General features: G+C 43.9%; 16 protein-coding genes and 3 tRNA genes. 4 read left to right on the top strand and 15 right to left on the bottom strand.

The window, feature by feature from the left end; translation table 11 throughout:
- Positions 1–84 precede the first annotated feature (84 nt).
- The 6 genes from AWH66_RS20420 to mutY all read right to left on the bottom strand — a co-directional run bounded on the left by AWH66_RS20420 (position 85) and on the right by mutY (position 3,048).
- Positions 85–160 (bottom strand) — tRNA-Asn (locus AWH66_RS20420).
- 19 nt (positions 161–179) lie between these two features.
- A tRNA-Thr gene (locus tag AWH66_RS20415) sits at positions 180–255 on the bottom strand.
- 58 nt (positions 256–313) lie between these two features.
- Positions 314–389 (bottom strand) — tRNA-Phe (locus tag AWH66_RS20410).
- Positions 390–514: 125 nt separating this feature from the next.
- Positions 515–1,648 carry a membrane-bound lytic murein transglycosylase MltC gene (gene mltC / locus AWH66_RS20405; protein WP_063605334.1) on the bottom strand — a complete coding sequence of 378 codons (1,134 nt, stop codon included), beginning with the start codon at positions 1,646–1,648 and terminating at the stop codon, positions 515–517.
- A gap of 54 nt (positions 1,649–1,702) precedes the next feature.
- Complete coding sequence (locus tag AWH66_RS20400) at positions 1,703–1,975, bottom strand: oxidative damage protection protein (RefSeq protein WP_038224304.1); 273 nt, start codon at positions 1,973–1,975, stop codon at positions 1,703–1,705.
- Positions 1,976–1,989: 14 nt separating this feature from the next.
- A complete protein-coding gene (gene mutY / locus AWH66_RS20395; RefSeq protein WP_216613724.1) occupies positions 1,990–3,048 on the bottom strand; it encodes an A/G-specific adenine glycosylase in 1,059 nt (352 codons plus the stop codon).
- Positions 3,049–3,189: 141 nt separating this feature from the next.
- Here mutY and trmB point away from each other — a divergent pair, with 141 nt between their 5' ends.
- Both trmB and glsB read left to right on the top strand, forming a co-directional pair.
- Entirely contained in the window at positions 3,190–3,909 is a 720-nt protein-coding gene (trmB, locus tag AWH66_RS20390; protein ID WP_006075540.1) for a tRNA (guanosine(46)-N7)-methyltransferase TrmB, read from the top strand.
- A gap of 85 nt (positions 3,910–3,994) precedes the next feature.
- Positions 3,995–4,915, top strand: a complete 921-nt coding sequence (glsB, locus tag AWH66_RS20385; RefSeq protein ID WP_063605323.1) for a glutaminase B — start codon at positions 3,995–3,997, stop codon at positions 4,913–4,915.
- Positions 4,916–4,954: 39 nt separating this feature from the next.
- Here the strand turns inward: glsB and AWH66_RS20380 are convergent, their stop codons facing one another.
- The 8 genes from AWH66_RS20380 to AWH66_RS20345 form a co-directional block, all read right to left on the bottom strand.
- Positions 4,955–6,577, bottom strand: a complete 1,623-nt coding sequence (locus AWH66_RS20380) for an LTA synthase family protein (RefSeq protein ID WP_167360979.1) — start codon at positions 6,575–6,577, stop codon at positions 4,955–4,957.
- A gap of 342 nt (positions 6,578–6,919) precedes the next feature.
- Complete coding sequence (gene hemW, locus AWH66_RS20375; protein ID WP_143081548.1) at positions 6,920–8,074, bottom strand: radical SAM family heme chaperone HemW; 1,155 nt, start codon at positions 8,072–8,074, stop codon at positions 6,920–6,922.
- A gap of 16 nt (positions 8,075–8,090) precedes the next feature.
- Positions 8,091–8,693, bottom strand: coding sequence for an XTP/dITP diphosphatase (locus AWH66_RS20370; RefSeq protein ID WP_063605326.1), 603 nt, complete (start codon positions 8,691–8,693; stop codon positions 8,091–8,093).
- 47 nt (positions 8,694–8,740) lie between these two features.
- Complete coding sequence (locus AWH66_RS20365; RefSeq protein WP_063605327.1) at positions 8,741–9,172, bottom strand: DUF4426 domain-containing protein; 432 nt, start codon at positions 9,170–9,172, stop codon at positions 8,741–8,743.
- Positions 9,173–9,196: 24 nt separating this feature from the next.
- Positions 9,197–9,484, bottom strand: a complete 288-nt coding sequence (gene yggU / locus AWH66_RS20360) for a DUF167 family protein YggU (protein ID WP_063605328.1) — start codon at positions 9,482–9,484, stop codon at positions 9,197–9,199.
- Positions 9,484–10,041: a YggT family protein gene (locus tag AWH66_RS20355; RefSeq protein WP_063605329.1), complete on the bottom strand. Its 558-nt coding sequence runs from the start codon at positions 10,039–10,041 to the stop codon at positions 9,484–9,486. The genes yggU and AWH66_RS20355 overlap by 1 nt, the downstream gene beginning before the upstream one ends.
- 31 nt (positions 10,042–10,072) lie before the next feature.
- Positions 10,073–10,891 (bottom strand): pyrroline-5-carboxylate reductase, encoded by an 819-nt coding sequence (gene proC, locus AWH66_RS20350; protein WP_063605330.1) that lies wholly within the window; start codon positions 10,889–10,891, stop codon positions 10,073–10,075.
- A 46-nt stretch (positions 10,892–10,937) separates the two neighbouring features.
- Positions 10,938–11,648 carry a YggS family pyridoxal phosphate-dependent enzyme gene (locus AWH66_RS20345; protein WP_063605331.1) on the bottom strand — a complete coding sequence of 237 codons (711 nt, stop codon included), beginning with the start codon at positions 11,646–11,648 and terminating at the stop codon, positions 10,938–10,940.
- A 25-nt stretch (positions 11,649–11,673) separates the two neighbouring features.
- Between AWH66_RS20345 and AWH66_RS20340 the strand changes: the two genes are divergently transcribed.
- Together AWH66_RS20340 and AWH66_RS20335 are read left to right on the top strand one after the other, a co-directional pair.
- The gene (locus AWH66_RS20340; RefSeq protein WP_063605332.1) at positions 11,674–12,714 is read left to right on the top strand and encodes a type IV pilus twitching motility protein PilT; all 1,041 of its coding nucleotides are present in this window, start codon (positions 11,674–11,676) and stop codon (positions 12,712–12,714) included.
- Between the two features lie 9 nt (positions 12,715–12,723).
- Positions 12,724–13,833, top strand: a complete 1,110-nt coding sequence (locus AWH66_RS20335; protein ID WP_063605333.1) for a PilT/PilU family type 4a pilus ATPase — start codon at positions 12,724–12,726, stop codon at positions 13,831–13,833.
- Positions 13,834–13,842: 9 nt separating this feature from the next.
- On the opposite strand, the gene AWH66_RS26085 is transcribed toward AWH66_RS20335, so the two are convergent.
- Positions 13,843–14,022 (bottom strand): hypothetical protein (locus AWH66_RS26085; protein WP_206360069.1); only part of this gene is annotated, 180 nt, incomplete at its 5' end.

Genomic DNA, 14,022 nt, shown 5'->3' with positions numbered 1-14,022 from the left:
TGGTGACCTACTGATTACAAGTCAGTTGCTCTACCTACTGAGCTAAGTCGGCACTTAAAGCAAGCTTTTGCTTACTTTTAAAAGTGGCTCCCCCTGCGGGACTCGAACCTGCGACATACGGATTAACAGTCCGCCGTTCTACCAACTGAACTAAGGGGGAATTGCTTTTCGCAATAAAGTGGTGCCGACTACCGGAATCGAACTGGTGACCTACTGATTACAAGTCAGTTGCTCTACCTACTGAGCTAAGTCGGCGACACTTTATTTTGCGTTGCTCGTGCTAATTTCTATCAACACCAACAATATCAAATTGTGGTGCCCGGAGGCGGAATCGAACCACCGACACGAGGATTTTCAATCCTCTGCTCTACCGACTGAGCTATCCGGGCAACGGAGCGCTATTAAACGGATTTTCCGGTCTCCCGTCAACGCTTTTTTGAAAAAAACTTCAAAAAAGCGTTCAAGCGCTGCATTTTTCATCGAATCGTATTCGTTTTGTGCAGATCGGGACAAATTAGCCTTTTCCAGCATTAAAATCTTTTTTGAATTTAGTTACTTTCTCCAAATAACGTCGCGCTTCGGCATTCGGGTGTTTTTTAGTCAACGCCCAATAAACTTGATTCGGTTGCAACGAATTGAGGTCGTTCATCGCTCGCCTTCTGTCACTATGGAATGTTTTCAGCACTCCTCCCGTCCCGCCGTTATATGCAGAAATCATACTGTACTCCAACGACAGTGGATGCCTAACATCTTTCAAGTAGCGATTTTTAAGAATGTAGAAATACGCCGTCCCGGTATCAATATTCTGTTCAGGGTTGAACAAATACTCTGGCGTCGGTTCTCCCGGTTTGTTTTTGACAAGATTAAACACATCTCGACCCGCAGTCTTTGGTACCACCTGCATCAAACCATAGGCATTAGCCCAGCTCACTGCATAAGGGTTAAAACTACTTTCTGTTTTTATAATCGCGTAGATAAGATCTTCCGGAATGTCATAGCGCTTAGAAGCCCGGCGCACGATATCTGCGTACTGGTAACTACGCTGTTTAAAGTGATCCGCTACCATGGGGATCTCAACGTAGTATGCCTTCTTGAAATCTACGTCTTTGGTCTTTAACTTATTCGCAATGAGATAATCAGCAAAACGGTTAGCACGCCATGTCCATTGGATCGGTTTTTTCTCTTGGTCGACAACTTGGTTATAAAGGAACGGCTGACCTTCTAACTTGATGGCTTTAGACGAGAACAAGTCAACGCTTGATGGATCATCAGGCGTCAACAGCGTTGTCACGATAGCGGCCTTAAGATGCTTCTCCGGCTCGGTTGGAGACACGGTTTCAATCGTGATAAGACCTTTACTAAAGTTAACTTCGGCGCGGCTCAAGTAATTATCAATGTATTTCACATAATTGCTTTTGCCAGCAACCTTAACTTCGCGGCTACCCCAGCGCTTCTGGATATTACCGTTAAAGCTATTGATCAGCGCATCCAACGCCTTTGTGTCTTTTACGTATTGGCCTGGGAGTTCGGCTAAGTTCTTAGCAAAGCGGTTGGTTGGCTCGTAATTAACATCGTATATCTTCTCGATAAATTCGCGACTACAGCCCACCAGCAACAGGGGAACCAGAAAGTAAATTAACTTCTTCATAGACAACATTAAAAACACCACCCAAAAGGTGGTGTTTGATTTATTCCTTGTAGATTACTCTGACGGCGGCGTGTAGCCGTCGATGACGACATCCTTTCCTTCAAATAAGAAGTTCACCATTTCAGTTTCAATCAACTTACGATGCTCGGGATCCATCATGTTGAGTTTCTTCTCATTGATCAGCATGGTCTGCTTAGACTGCCATAAAGCCCACGCTTCTTTCGAAATGTTATCGAAGATACGTTTACCCAATTCACCTGGGTATAATTGGAAGTCGAGACCTTCAGCATCTTTCTGTAGGTGAGCACAAAAAACCATACGGCTCATATTGTTATCCTCAATTAATGTCGTTGTAAGGTTTCAATTAGCGACTTAACTGGTGCCGCTAATCCAACCTTTTCTGGATTAGTTATGTTATACCAAAGACCTTTCGACTCTTCCATCACCATTGTTGGAAGCTGGTTAAGCGTCACGACGATTGGCGTTATATCGAGGTGATAGTGGCTGAATGTATGTCGAAACGCGATTTCAACCTCTCTGGATTGGATATTTCGCTGTTGGATACCGTATTGCTCCAACACCTCATCAATATCCGCGCTAGGACTCTCAGGGAAGCAAAACAAACCACCCCAAATCCCCGTTTGAGGCCTTTGAGCCAGCCAGAGTTCATCTTGGTGTTTTAAGATCACAAACCAAGTCTCTTTTTCAGGTTTGGTTTTCTTGGGTTTCTTTCCCGGGTAATCAAGAGGATTCCCCTGCTTGTTAGCAACACAGAAGCTTTCTACGGGACACAATGTGCATTTGGGTCGACTTCTGGTACAAACCATGGCCCCCATATCCATCATTGCTTGATTGTACTTATCCGTATCTTCCGCGGGAGTATGCTGCTCTGCGATTTGCCATAGCTGGTTTTCTACTTTTTTCTGCCCGGGCCACCCTTCCACAGCAAAGCTGCGAGCAAGTGTTCGTTTTACATTACCATCGAGAATTGCATGAGGCAGTTTGTGAACTGATGATAAAACAGCAGCTGCGGTCGAACGTCCCACTCCTGGCAATGCATTCATTGCTTCGAGTGACAAAGGAAATTCACCACCATGCTGTTCGACAACTACTTGAGCGGCCTTATGAAGGTTACGAGCTCGGGCGTAATATCCCAAACCCGTCCACAAGTGCAACACTTCATCTTGTGGCGCTTTAGCCAAAGACTCTACTGTGGGGAAGTGCTCCAAAAACCGTTCATAGTATGGAATGACGGTGGTTACTTGTGTCTGTTGTAGCATGATTTCCGACAACCAAACCTTATAGGCGGTCTTTTGTTGTTGCCACGGTAGCTCTTTGCGACCGTATTTCTCATACCAATCTAATATTGAGCGTGCAAAAGGCGTCACAATTACTCTCATCTCTCTTATAATTTGCTAGAAATTGCACCACACTTAGTAACAGAAGTAAAACTGCGTGAAATTCTGATCCGATAATGCTTGCTTGCGAGCAAATTCTTTGGATAATTCCCGCTCTGATTATTGAATGAACAGGCTAAACCAATGAGTGAAGTGACTACTAACGAATACACAGAAGATGGCAAACTGATTCGCAAAGTTCGCAGTTTTGTTCGTCGTGAAGGACGCCTAACCAAAGGCCAAGAATCGGCGATGGAAGAGTGCTGGCCTACAATGGGTATTGATTACCAAGAGTCACTACTCAACTGGGAACAGGTATTTGGTAACAATAACCCTGTTGTTCTTGAAGTTGGTTTTGGCATGGGTGCCTCTTTGGTCGAAATGGCAAAGAACGCACCAGAAAAGAACTTTATTGGCATTGAAGTACACAGCCCAGGCGTAGGTGCATGTCTATCATCAGCGCGCGATGCTGGTATTACTAACCTGCGTGTTATGTGTCACGATGCGGTTGAAGTCTTTGCCAACATGATTCCGGACAGCAGCCTAAGTACAATGCAGTTGTTCTTCCCTGACCCATGGCATAAAAAGCGTCACCACAAACGTCGTATTGTGCAGTTAGATTTTGCTGAAATGGTAAGAACTAAGCTTATTCCAGAAACTGGCGTATTCCACATGGCTACAGACTGGGAAAACTATGCAGAGCATATGGTCGAGGTAATGAACCAAGCACCTGGCTATGAGAATATTGCTACTGATGGTGACTTTGTACCACGTCCAGATGATCGTCCTTTAACAAAGTTTGAAGCTCGCGGTCACAGACTTGGTCATGGTGTTTGGGATATCAAATATCGCCGCACAGCTTAAGTTTCGATTGCTAATCGAATTCTAATCCTGAAAAGCCAACCTCCCGTTGGCTTTTTTTGGCGCTTACGTTGGGAGAACAACAAATATGAAACCAACTAAACAGATTCTTTCTACTATCCTCAGTGAAGTAAAACCACTGATTGGACAAGGAAAAGTCGCGGACTACATCCCTGCTCTTGCAAGAGTACCTAACAACAAACTAGGCATAGCAGTGTACACCAACGAAGGTGAAGTAATTACCGCTGGAGACGCCGAAGAGTCCTTTTCTATACAGTCAATTTCCAAAGCCCTGAGCCTAACTTTGGCAATGATGCTGTATAAACCAGAGGAAATCTGGCAGCGTGTCGGCAAGGAACCCTCAGGGCAAGCTTTTAACTCACTAATCCAGCTTGAGATGGAACAAGGAATACCGAGAAATCCGTTTATTAACGCTGGCGCGATTGTGGTAGCCGACCTACTGCAAAGTCGCTTATCGGCGCCTAGGCAGCGTCTATTGGAGTTTGTTAGAACACTTTCAGGTGACAACCACATTGTCTACGATAAGATCGTGGCAGCTTCAGAAATGATGCACAGTGACCGCAATGCAGCTATCGCTTATCTAATGCGCTCGTTTGGTAACTTTAATAACGATGTTATTCCTGTTCTCAATAACTATTTCCATGCCTGCGCTTTAAAGATGAGCTGTGTTGATCTTGCCAAAACCTTCAGTTATTTAGCCAATCAAGGGCAATCCGTAAATACTAAGAAGCAGATCATCACACCGACACAAACCAAGCAGCTCAATGCGTTATTGGCGACATGCGGCCTCTATGATGGCGCCGGAGAGTTTGCTTACCGTGTCGGCATGCCAGGTAAGTCAGGTGTGGGCGGTGGTATTATTGCGATTGTTCCGGGTGAAATGACTATCGCGGTTTGGTCTCCAGAACTGGATAAATCTGGTAACTCTCTCGCTGGGACGAGAGCGTTGGAGATGCTTTCGGAGCGAATTGGGCGTTCTATATTTTAAGCAAAAAAGAAGCTGGTAAATACCAGCTTCTTTTTATGATCAATAGCTTGTCGTTGTCCCTTCAAACAAATGTTGCTGACTATAAAAAAGGTAGTTCAATCCTTTCCGATAAAGCTCATCCGCCCCCAAAAGCTCTTCACATGCAGTTGGTTGTAAGCCATTAGAGTTACTTGCAACACTGAAACACTTTTCTCGTTTTCCCGTTTCAGCATTTATCTGCACCAACTTGTTTCTTGTCAACCAATAAAACCGGTTGTTAACAGTAAAATCCGCCCCTTCTCGATAATTATTCGATAACAAGCTATTTCCAGAGAACCAGCTAACAGCCCCCCCTAACATATCGATAACAGTAGGTGCCACATCCTTGTGCGATGCAGCTACAGGCATTATTCCAGTAGGAATTTTCAGGTTTATCCCATGAATAAGAAATGGAATAAACACATGTCGCAAGTCGTTATTCGAACTTACCATTGTATGGTCAGCAACAAGCACTAAAAGCGTGGGACGGCGTGCTTGTGCCTCTAATTTTGTGACAAATCGACCCAAAGCTCTATCTGCATGATGCAAAACACTACGCCTTGTTTCATCCGTATTTGCTCTGCCAAAAACATAATCTGATTCATTTGGTAGGTAGCTATCATGTGTCGTGCCTGTGTTGATGGCGATAAATTGAGGTTGCTCGCCCGCCTTAGCTAACTTGCCAAGAGCAAAATCATAAATTCCATCATCCATGTATCCCCAATAATTAGTATCTTGATTAGTATCTAAGTAATCAAATTTGCCATATGAATGAGCAAAGCCTAACGACTGAGCGAACGCCCCAACCATCCCTTGACCACTACCTTGAACAAACGAGGTGTTCCAACCTCGCTCTTTCAAAATTTGTGGTAAGCAGTGGTAAGGCATACTCTCAAGTCGTGTTCCAGCTACACTACCGCCTACAGGGTTAGGCATAGAGCACATTGTTGTAAAGACACCTTCTACTGTTCTAAAGCCATTAGAATAAAAGGATGTCGTCGATAATGATTTTTCACGCAAAGCATCGAAATTGGGTGTTGAGTCAAATTCTGAACCATAGCCCTTCATATCGAATGCCGTCCAACTCTCTAACAAAACAAACACCAAATCATACTTTTGCAAATCATCTAGCTTCGTCTCAGCAGCAGGGTTAACGACCGTTCGAAGCCTTTCCATTTGTTCTATCGATTGTACAGGTGTCCATCGATGACCAGATTTATCTTCACCAATAATAGAGTAATACGTAATCGCATAAGGAGCACTCCAAGCAATTCTGGCTAGCTTTATGTCACCTATCTTATAAGCATACATCGGACTTTGTGGCTTATCCGAATAACCACCGCGCACAGCCGTTACGGTAGCAACAATAAGAGCTAAGCCAATCACTACTGTTTTATACCATTTGTCCGAGACTGATATTTGCTGTGGATACTTCACAGCAACAACTGAAAAAACAACAAACAGAGCAACCGCAGTAAATACTAAACCAGAGTATTGAGTAACAACCGTACTTAGCAGCTCTAGCTCCATTCCTTTGCCAAGGTGCATGTCAACAGTAACATGGCGATTAGCCTGGCTTAGATAAACCGCATCCCCCATGGTAGAAAAGATGATCCAAGCTCCACATAAGAGAACCCAGTTCAAAAACAAGATCTTATAAAGCTTTTTAAATTTTACCAATGGTATAAAGAATAAGAAGCTTAACCCTGTTAGTAAGAAAGATACGGTCAAGTCAAACCGAGTTCCCCAAAAAACAGCCTTAATAAACTCAAATAATGAGGTGTCAGAAAAGTGAAGTTCGTACCAACCAAGGAAAGTAACTTTCGAGATTACACATAATGTAACGAAAGTTAGAAGAAGTTTTGCTATCGATAAAAGCATAACACGCCTAGATAATTCAATTAGTTATTGCAGATCTACAGATATATACATCCTAGGCATGAAGTGTAATCAAAATAATAAAAAATACAAAGTAAGATACTGTATTTAAATTAGTTCAAACTGCTCAAGAACATCATTTAAAAACAACTTGCCTTTCTCTGTCACGAGCCAGTGCTCTTCCGTCTCCTCTATATAACCTTGTTCAAGACAGCGCTTGATAGGCTCTTGAATAATATCGAGATTGAGTCCCGTTCTTAGAGTAAACTGTACTTTTGGGCACGGTTCCAACAGCCTAAATCGATTAATAAAGAATTCAAAAGGTCGGTCTTTCATATCTACATCGGTTTCACTATCAAGATATGGCTTTAACATATTGAGATAGCCGCGTGGATGCTTCACTTTAGTCGTTCGAACAATACGACCATCGGCAAAACTCAACTTACCATGGGCACCGCAGCCAATACCTAGGTAATCGCCAAAACGCCAGTAGTTTAAGTTATGCTGACATTGGAAATCCGGTTTGCTATAGCCCGAAATTTCATATTGCTGATAACCAGCATCCACCAGCATTTGATGTCCTTGATCGAAGATATCCCAAAGATCATCATCATCTGGCAATGTAGGTGGTTTAGAGTAGAACAAGGTATTCGGCTCGATTGTGAGTTGGTACCACGAAAGGTGCGGCGGCGCCAATTCGATCGCCTGTTTAAGGTCACTTAATGCATCATCAATGGATTGACCTGGTAATCCGTGCATAAGATCCAAGTTAAAGCTGTTTAAGCCAATTTCATGAGCCAGCTTTGCTGCATTGACCGCTTCACTTTCGCCATGAATTCGTCCCAAACGCTCCAGTTTGGTTTGCTGAAAACTCTGCACACCAATAGAAATGCGCGTAACTCCTGCTAATCGGTACTGCTCAAATCGTGCAGCTTCGATCGTTCCTGGATTGGCCTCCATCGTGATTTCTATGTCATCACGAAATGGAATACGCTCCCTGACTCCATCAAGCAACTGCTTAATGTATTCTGGAGCGATTAAACTTGGCGTACCACCCCCAATGAAAATTGAGTGCAACGCGCGAGAATCTGAAGCCAATCCGTATTGACGAATATCAGTATCTAAATCCTCAAGTAACGCCGTTATGTATGCTTGTTGGGGAATATCTCCCTTTTGGGCATGCGAGTTAAAGTCGCAGTATGGACATTTTTGAACACACCAAGGAATATGGATATAGAGACTCAGCGGCGGCGGTACCAGCACAGGTGTTTGCTCCATGTTAAAGACCTTGCGCCTTAATCGTTGCGAAAAGCTCTTTTAACGCCTTACCACGGTGTGACAGTTGTTTCTTACGTGCTGGCTCTAGGTCAGCAGACGCACAGTTGTCTTCAGGCACAAAGAAAATAGGATCATAACCAAAACCATTGTCACCACTTGGCTCCGCTAGAATACGACCTTCCCATTTTCCATGGCAAACGATCGGCGTAGGATCTGCAGCATGACGCATTAGCACCAACACGCAGTGAAAACGTGCTGTTCTCTGTGCTTCTGGCACCCCTTTCAACTCTTCTAGTACTTTATCTAGGTTACGCTTGTCCGTCGCCCCTTCTCCAGAGTAACGAGCAGAGTAGATACCCGGGGCGCCTTTTAAATAGTCAACTTCTAACCCAGAGTCATCTGCAATCGCAGCTAATCCTGTTTCTTGAGCGGCATGTCTGGCCTTAATGATGGCATTCTCGATGAATGTCGTACCGGTTTCAGCCACTTCTGAGACATTGAATTCACTTTGGGCATAGACTTCAAAACCAAAATCAGACAGCAAATCAGCCATCTCCTTCACTTTGCCCTGATTGCCGGTTGCAAGTACGATTTTTTTGCTCATGAGTTTCTCTCGAGTTTGTAAGCTTAAGCGTGAGTATCTATTGATACTTAAGGTTCTACATACAGTTTCTGGCTAAAGGTGATAGGACCACGACCTTTGTTTCCAGCATCAATATCAATCGTGAATCGGTATTGCTCTTCGTTCACAATAGGAAATTGAGCCAGATAGTATATCGCATCTCCTTCCTTAATTTCTTTAAACTCGAGCGTTTTGGTTTGTCCAATCAGGTTTTTTGCATTGCCTTTTATCGATACTGGCATGGCAGGCTTCCCTGCGCTTGAGCGGTCAAGGACACTGATATTCACCGTTGCAACAAACTCATTACGCTTCAAACCATAGCTACGCGCCACTTGTGGCGTCATAAATGTCGAGTTAAACACCACATAATGCACTTCTGCATCTTTGATTGTTTTGAACTGTTCCGCTTGAGTGAATCCAGTCACCAGCAATGCCGAAATCAACAATAACCACTTTTTCATTGTTCTTCTCCTTTAAAAAAGCCCTCATAAGAGGGCCATAAATTCCTTGGGAATCAGTGCTGGTGACACTATTCGAAGTTGTTTGTGCCTTCCAAGCTCACCTTTCTCAATCAACACTTGTCCCTTTGCGACTTTAAATTGTTTAGCAAGATACTTGCTCAAATGCGCATTGGCCTTTCCGTCAACAGGAGGGGCGGTAATCGCCACCTTAAACTCTTCTCCGTGTTCTCCCACTAGCTTGTCTCGACTGGCTTTAGGTTGAACATAAATACGAAGAATGAGGTCTTCTCCATCCCGTTTTACGGATGACATTAAAGTCGATACCAAATTGGACCAATAAGATCGCCCATTAGGAAGTTAGCAAACTGCAACACAATAAATAGCACTAACACACTTAAATCAAACCCACCCATCGCAGGAATGATTCGACGAATTGGTGCCAGCATAGGCTCTGTCAATTGATGAAATACGTACTCGATCGGGCTGCGACCTTGGCTAACCCAGCTTAAAATTGCACGAATTAGTAGAACCCAGAACAGTAGACCACCTGCTGCTTTAATCAGAGAAAGCAAACCTAAGAACAAGAAGTCAACACCAAAGCTAAAATTGCCACCAGAAGCAATCAGTACCAAGGCAACGTATTTACCGACACAAAGAATATAGGCAAACAGTAAAGTCGCCATATCAATTGCCCCGATAGACGGAATCATTCGTCTTAATGGCGCAACTACAGGTTGGGTTGCTTTCACAATAAACTGTGAAAACGGGTTGTAGAAATCCGCGCGTGCCGCCTGTAGCCAAATGCGCAAAATCACGACCATAATGTAGAGATCAAACAAGGTCGAAACCAAGAAACTCATTGAATTCATAACTAGCCCTTACGAGTTATCATTGTTGGGATTAAAACAGTTTTTCCATTTCTTCAGCACGGGTCACAGCCGCTTGCATCGCTTTAGCAACAATGCCTCGAATATCATTTTCTTCAAGCGTACGAACCGCTTCTGCCGTTGTTCCTCCTTTAGAGGTAACCTGTTGGCGCAAGGTAGCTAAATCGGTCTCTGGGTTCTCATCAACCATTTTAGCTGCGCCTAATGCGGTTTGTTGCACCAGCAATCGAGCCGTTTCCTCATCAAAGCCACTTGCTATCGCTTGTTGCTGAATCGCTTCCATGAAGAGGAAGAAGTACGCGGGAGCACTACCAGCGGCAGCGATAATGTCATTGATGCTGGACTCTTGCTCAACCCAACAGACTTTACCAACAGCCTGCATCAACTCACCTGCATAGGTTTTATCACTAACTGGTGTTATTGGGGAAGCAAATAGACCACTCATACCCTCACCCAATAAAGAAGGTGTATTCGGCATCACTCGAATCAGATTTAGTGGACTGGCAAACATTTGTTGTAGACGTTCTATTGAGATCCCAGCTGCAATGGAAATAACAAGTTTGCCATGAAAATCAATCGACTGAAGTGGTTTCGCCACTTGCTCCATCAGTTGAGGTTTCACTGCCAACACAATCACATCAGCTTGTTGTGCTGCCTCAGCATTGTTCGTCGTCACTTGAATATCATAAGCCTGCTGCAAAGCAACTAACTTTGCTTCGCTAGGATTTGTCGCAGTAATACAATCTGGACGGTAGCCACTTGCCACCAATCCTGCGACGATGGAGCGAGTCATATTACCCGCACCAATGAATGCGATCTTTCTTTGTTCCATTAACCCTATCCTAAATTAGAGGTGCTTTGCGTCACTCTCTTATGTGTTACGCTTTGTTGCTGTAATCTCTCGCACCAAAGATAGCCGTTCCAATTCGAACTATGGTACTTCCAGCTTCTATCGCCGCTTCCATATCACCACTCATACCCATTGATAGCGTATCGACTTGAGGGTACTTTTCTGCCAGCAAGATTTTGACCTCTGCCAGTGCCTTAAACGCAATAAACTGAGATTGATAGTCACTAACATTCTCTGGAATTGACATTACTCCTCTTAACGTGAGGTTTGGTAATGAAGAAATCAATTGGGCAAGTTCTAAAACTTGCTCGCTATCGACACCAGACTTACTTGCTTCACTGCTGGTGTTCACCTGAATCAGTACTTGAATAGGCTGCATACCCTCAGGACGCTGATCATTAAGTCGTTGGGCGATTTTGGCACGATCTACAGTATGAACCCAGTCAAAATGCTCTGCGACTGGTCGTGTTTTATTCGACTGAATAGGTCCAATAAAGTGCCATTCAATATCTATATCACCATGTTGTTCATTGAAATGAGCAACTTTAGAAACGCCTTCTTGAACATAGTTTTCGCCAAAACGACGTTGACCTGCCTGACATGCGTCTAAAATTGCCTCAATAGGCTTAGTTTTACTGACCGCGAGCAATTGCACATCACCTTGCGCTCTCCCGCACTTTTGCTCAGCCTGTGCAATTTGGGAGGTGATTAGTTCGATATTTTGTTGAATACTAGTCATAGCTTACAAATTATAAGGAAAATGAATGGATATCACCGAGTTACTAGACTTTAGTGTAAAGCATAACGCTTCAGATCTACACCTTTCTGCTGGTGTCCCACCTATGGTACGTATTGATGGTGAAGTAAGAAAGCTTGGTATCCCTACTCTTGAGCATTCTGAGGTCCATAAATTAGTTTTTGACATTATGAATGATAAACAGCGCAGCGAATACGAAGAGCATCTCGAAATCGATTTCTCCTTTGATGTTCCCGATATTGGTCGTTTTCGTGTCAATGCGTTTAATCAATCTCGAGGCTGCTCTGCCGTTTTTCGTACCATCCCCAGTCAAGTCCCAACACTGGCGCAAATAGATGCACCCGACAAATTTTCCGAGATAGCCAACTTAGAACGCGGCTTGGTATTAGTGACAGGGCCGACTGGTTCAGGTAAATCGACGACACTAGCTGCCATGGTCGACCACATTAACCAACATCAAAACAAACATATTCTGACCATTGAGGATCCTATTGAGTTTGTTCATCAGAATAAAAAATGTTTGGTTAACCAACGGGAGGTTCATCGCGACACCCATAGTTTTAAATCTGCGCTCCGTTCTGCGCTGCGTGAAGATCCGGACATTATTTTGGTCGGTGAGCTTCGAGATCAAGAGACCATCAGTTTAGCTCTTACCGCTGCCGAAACAGGCCACTTAGTATTTGGTACCCTACACACAAGTTCTGCGGCTAAAACCATTGACCGAATCATTGATGTCTTTCCAGGCCAAGACAAAGAAATGGTTCGCTCTATGCTCTCCGAATCGTTACGAGCTGTTATTGCACAAACTCTGTTAAAGCGCGTGGGAGGTGGGCGCATCGCTTGTCATGAAATTATGCTAGCGACACCCGCTATCAGAAACCTAATTCGAGAAGATAAAGTTGCTCAGATGTACTCAATTATACAAACCGGTGCGGCAAGTGGTATGCAGACCATGGAACAGCACTCTAAACGGCTGTTGTCGCAAGGACTGGTTGAACTAGAAGAAGTGAATAAGAAGATTGAACAACCTGGTTCAATGTTTCAATAGGACGAGATAATGCACAACATTGATACCATTCTAAATCACATGCTCGACGAAAAAGCCTCTGATCTTTACTTAACAGTCGATGCGCCACTGTTATATCGCGTAGATGGCGAACTGCAAGCAAAAGACGACAAACTCACCACAGAGGCGATTCAAGCGCTTTTAAGCAGCGTCATGGAGCGTTCTAAGTACTCGGAGTATCAGACAACAAAAGAAGCTAATTTTGCGATAGTGAAGCCCTACGGACGTTTCAGAGTAAGTGCATTCTATCAACGAGAACTGCCTGGCGCAGTCATCAGAAGAATTGAAACTCAGATACCGACCTTCGAACAACTTTCGTTACCAGAAGTATTGCAAGATCTAGCGATAGCCAAACGAGGCTTAGTCTTAATGGTAGGTGCTACGGGCTCTGGTAAGTCTACCACCATGGCAGCGATGACAGGTTATCGAAATCAACACCGCAGCGGCCATATTCTTACCGTCGAAGATCCTATCGAATTCGTTCATGAGCACGCGAAATGTATCGTTACACAACGTGAGGTTGGGTTGGATACTGAAAGCTATGAAATCGCTCTCAAGAATTCACTCCGACAAGCTCCTGATATGATTTTAATTGGTGAGATACGTTCTAGGGAAACAATGGAATACGCCATGTCCTTTGCTGAAACTGGGCATCTTTGTATCGCGACATTGCACGCGAATAATGCTAGCCAAGCTTTAGAGCGAATACTACACCTTACACCGGAGGATAGACGGGAACAGTTCCTTTTTGACTTATCTTCGAATTTAAAAGGTATCGTAGGTCAACAGCTCATTAGAGATAAGAATGGACAGGGTCGCCATGGTGTTTTCGAGGTGCTTCTAAATAGCCCTCGCATTTCCGAACTAATCCGTAAGGGTGGTTTACACGAAATCAAAGCTGCGATTGCGAAAGGTAAAGAAGTCGGAATGCAAACCTTTGATCAGGCCTTATTTGATTTGGTTTCTGCAGGTAAGATAAATCAAGAGGACGCTTTGCACAGTGCCGATTCGCAAAATGATCTCAGATTAATGTTAAAGCTTCAAAGTAACGACAATAACAGCTCATCAACTCTTAGCGAAATTAAGATTGATATGAGCTAATCACCGGCTCTAACCAGCGTGAAAGAACACTTCGAAAAGACTGTATACTTCAATACGGTCTTTTTTACAGACCAGGAAAGAGAAGACAAATTCAAGACAACAAAAAAGGCTGCATCGTAAGATGCAGCCTTTATAATGTGGCTCCCCCTGCGGGACTCGAACCTGCGACATACGGATTAACAGTCCGCC

It is taken from the genome of Vibrio barjaei (assembly GCF_001639065.2).
GTDB classification, from domain to species: Bacteria; Pseudomonadota; Gammaproteobacteria; order Enterobacterales; family Vibrionaceae; genus Vibrio; species Vibrio barjaei.
Note: the sequence above shows the minus strand (reverse complement) of the source record. Positions and strands in the feature narration are given on the sequence as shown.

Excerpts from the sequence above, each read along its gene's own strand:
- mltC (WP_063605334.1), bottom strand. The coding sequence starts at position 1,648 with ATGAAGAAGTTAATTTACTTTCTGGTTCCCCTGTTGCTGGTGGGCTGT.
- AWH66_RS20400 (WP_038224304.1), bottom strand. The coding sequence starts at position 1,975 with ATGAGCCGTATGGTTTTTTGTGCTCACCTACAGAAAGATGCTGAAGGT.
- mutY (WP_216613724.1), bottom strand. The coding sequence starts at position 3,048 with ATGAGAGTAATTGTGACGCCTTTTGCACGCTCAATATTAGATTGGTAT.
- trmB (WP_006075540.1), top strand. The coding sequence starts at position 3,190 with ATGAGTGAAGTGACTACTAACGAATACACAGAAGATGGCAAACTGATT.
- glsB (WP_063605323.1), top strand. The coding sequence starts at position 3,995 with ATGAAACCAACTAAACAGATTCTTTCTACTATCCTCAGTGAAGTAAAA.
- AWH66_RS20370 (WP_063605326.1), bottom strand. The coding sequence starts at position 8,693 with ATGAGCAAAAAAATCGTACTTGCAACCGGCAATCAGGGCAAAGTGAAG.
- AWH66_RS20365 (WP_063605327.1), bottom strand. The coding sequence starts at position 9,172 with ATGAAAAAGTGGTTATTGTTGATTTCGGCATTGCTGGTGACTGGATTC.
- yggU (WP_063605328.1), bottom strand. The coding sequence starts at position 9,484 with ATGTCATCCGTAAAACGGGATGGAGAAGACCTCATTCTTCGTATTTAT.
- AWH66_RS20355 (WP_063605329.1), bottom strand. The coding sequence starts at position 10,041 with ATGAATTCAATGAGTTTCTTGGTTTCGACCTTGTTTGATCTCTACATT.
- proC (WP_063605330.1), bottom strand. The coding sequence starts at position 10,891 with ATGGAACAAAGAAAGATCGCATTCATTGGTGCGGGTAATATGACTCGC.
- AWH66_RS20345 (WP_063605331.1), bottom strand. The coding sequence starts at position 11,648 with ATGACTAGTATTCAACAAAATATCGAACTAATCACCTCCCAAATTGCA.
- AWH66_RS20340 (WP_063605332.1), top strand. The coding sequence starts at position 11,674 with ATGGATATCACCGAGTTACTAGACTTTAGTGTAAAGCATAACGCTTCA.
- AWH66_RS20335 (WP_063605333.1), top strand. The coding sequence starts at position 12,724 with ATGCACAACATTGATACCATTCTAAATCACATGCTCGACGAAAAAGCC.